The sequence below is a fragment of the Dietzia sp. CW19 genome (assembly GCF_014145265.1).
GTDB classification, from domain to species: Bacteria; Actinomycetota; Actinomycetes; order Mycobacteriales; family Mycobacteriaceae; genus Dietzia; species Dietzia natronolimnaea.
This window is the reverse complement of record NZ_JAALEE010000527.1, coordinates 1-2,162: the sequence shown is the minus strand read 5'-3', so window position 1 is coordinate 2,162 and position 2,162 is coordinate 1. Positions and strand designations below refer to the sequence as shown.

3 protein-coding genes are annotated in these 2,162 nt (G+C 70.2%); all 3 read right to left on the bottom strand.

The window, feature by feature from the left end; all coding sequences use genetic code 11:
- A partial coding sequence (locus tag G6021_RS14880) for a cytochrome c biogenesis protein CcdA (RefSeq protein WP_182641616.1) occupies positions 1-751 on the bottom strand: 751 nt, incomplete at its 3' end.
- On the bottom strand, positions 748-1,359 hold the full coding sequence (locus G6021_RS14875; RefSeq protein WP_182641615.1) for a TlpA disulfide reductase family protein: 612 nt from the start codon (positions 1,357-1,359) through the stop codon (positions 748-750). The genes G6021_RS14880 and G6021_RS14875, both read right to left, overlap by 4 nt.
- A 3-nt stretch (positions 1,360-1,362) precedes the next feature.
- Complete coding sequence (locus G6021_RS14870; protein ID WP_179525994.1) at positions 1,363-1,983, bottom strand: histidine phosphatase family protein; 621 nt, start codon at positions 1,981-1,983, stop codon at positions 1,363-1,365.
- Between the last annotated feature and the right edge of the window lie 179 nt (positions 1,984-2,162).

Genomic DNA, 2,162 nt, shown 5'->3' with positions numbered 1-2,162 from the left:
CGAACACCTGGATCGCGCGGGTGTGCTTCTGCAGCCACCCGACGGTCCGCATCGCCCAGGTGGAACCGAAGGCCACCAATACGAAGGGCAACCCCAGTCCGAGGCAGTACGCCACGATCAGCAGCACGCCTCGAGCGGCGTCGACACCCGTGCCCGCGGCCACGGAGAGCGCCGCGGCCAACGTCGGGCCGAGGCACGGCGTCCAGCCCAGCGCGAAGACGGCGCCCAGCATCGGCGCGCCGACCCACGTCGAAAGCGCCTTGGGCTGCATGCGCGTATCCCGCTGCAGGGTGGGCACGAGACCGATAAAGACGAGCCCCATCAGGATCGTCACCACGCCGCCGAGGCGCTGCAGCAACTCCTGCTGGGGCGCCAGGTACTGCACGGTGCCCAGCACCATGGCGCTGAGCGCCACGAAGACCACGGTGAACCCGCCCACGAACAGCAGCGATGCCACCACCACCCGCGTGCGCGAGGAACGGCGGGTACGGCGTTCCTCCAGGGTCATCGTCGACGTGGCGGCTCGCTGGCGTTCCGCGGCGGCCACGGTGACCGGGGGACGCTCGGCGCCCACGACACTGGCCAGGTACGCCACGTAACCGGGCACCAGTGGGATCACGCACGGCGAGGCAAAGGACACGAGCCCCGCCAGGACGCACGCGCCCAGCGCCAGCAGGATCGGCCCGCTGGCCACGGTCTGCTGGAAGGTCTCGCCCACGCTCTGCGCGACCAGGATCATCTCCGGGTTCACACCGGCTCGACCTCCTCGGCCAGGATCGCGGACACGGTGTCCCGCAGCTTGTCATCGGTGATCTCGGCCAGGTACACGGCGGCGACCCGGTGTTGCTTGTCCAGGATGATCGTCGCCGGGACGACGGACGTCGGGAAGCCGCGCAGTGCGGCCACCGCGGCGTTGCTCGGATCCCAGATCGAGGGGAACGTGATGCCGTTGTCCTCCACAAAGTCGACGGGCTTCTGCCGGTTAGGGTCCCGAAGGTTGATGCCGAACACGGTCGCGCCCTGCGGTTCGAACTCGTCCTGCAACCGCTGCAGGTCGTCGGACTCGGCGCGACACGGGCCACACCACTGGCCCCACAGGTTGAGGATCACGACCTGCCCCTCGAAGTCCTCCTGGACGTTGAGCGTGCGATCGGGGTCCATCAGATCCGGGCCGGTGAGAGTCGCGACAGGTTTGCGCTCGGATGGGGGGTCGTAGTTGATCTCCAGCTGGCCGTCCGGGCTGACGAACTCGAACGTCTCGGGGCCCGTCACCACCGCGTCCGTGCTGGTTGCGCACGCACCGGTGACGAGGGCGACTGCGAGGAATAGGGCGCCGAGGGCGGTCTTGGGGTGACGCATGGCTCAGGCTCCAGTCTGCGACGGGTCGGACGCACCCGCCGGTTCGGTGTAGACGATGTCACGCAGCGTGGTGCCCTCGAAGACCAGAGAGGTGATCGAGGCCAGCGAACACTGCCGCGAACGGGGGTCGTGCCACAGTCGGCGGCCCTCGAGGAACCGTCGCGTGGTGTACACGGGCAGCTGGTGGCTCACCAATACCGCCTCGTGGCCGCGGGCGGTGTCGAGCGTGGAGTACACGGCCCCGATCATCCGGTGCGCGATCTGCAGGTACGGCTCACCCCACGAGGGCCGCAGCGGGTTGACCAGGATCGGCCAGTACCGCGGGTTGCGCAGCGCCCCGCCCCGGCCGCCGACCTTGTTGCCCTCGAAGCGGTTGTCTGCCTCGATGATGTCGGCGTCGATCCCCACCGGCAGGCCCAACGCCTCGGCCAACGGGGCGGCGGTCTCCTGGGCGCGCTGCAGCGGCGAGGCCACGATCGACACGATGTCGTGCCCCTGCCCGAGTGTGCGTGCCACGGTCTCGGCCTGACTGCGCCCCAGCTCGGAGAGCCGAAAACCCGGCAGTCGGCCGTACAGCACTCCGTCGGGGTTGTGCACCTCGCCGTGCCGGACCAGGTGGACGATGGTCTGCGTCTCGGTCCCGCGGGCCGACGAGTCACGAGGTGCCGACGACGACGACGACGAGACCGGCTCGCCCGGAGCGGAGATCGTTCCGGGCGCGGCCCCGTACGCCTCGGCCCCCTCCTGCTGCTGCGGTGCGGAGGCCTCAACGGGGCGCGCGGTGGCCGCGGACCCGCCCAGCG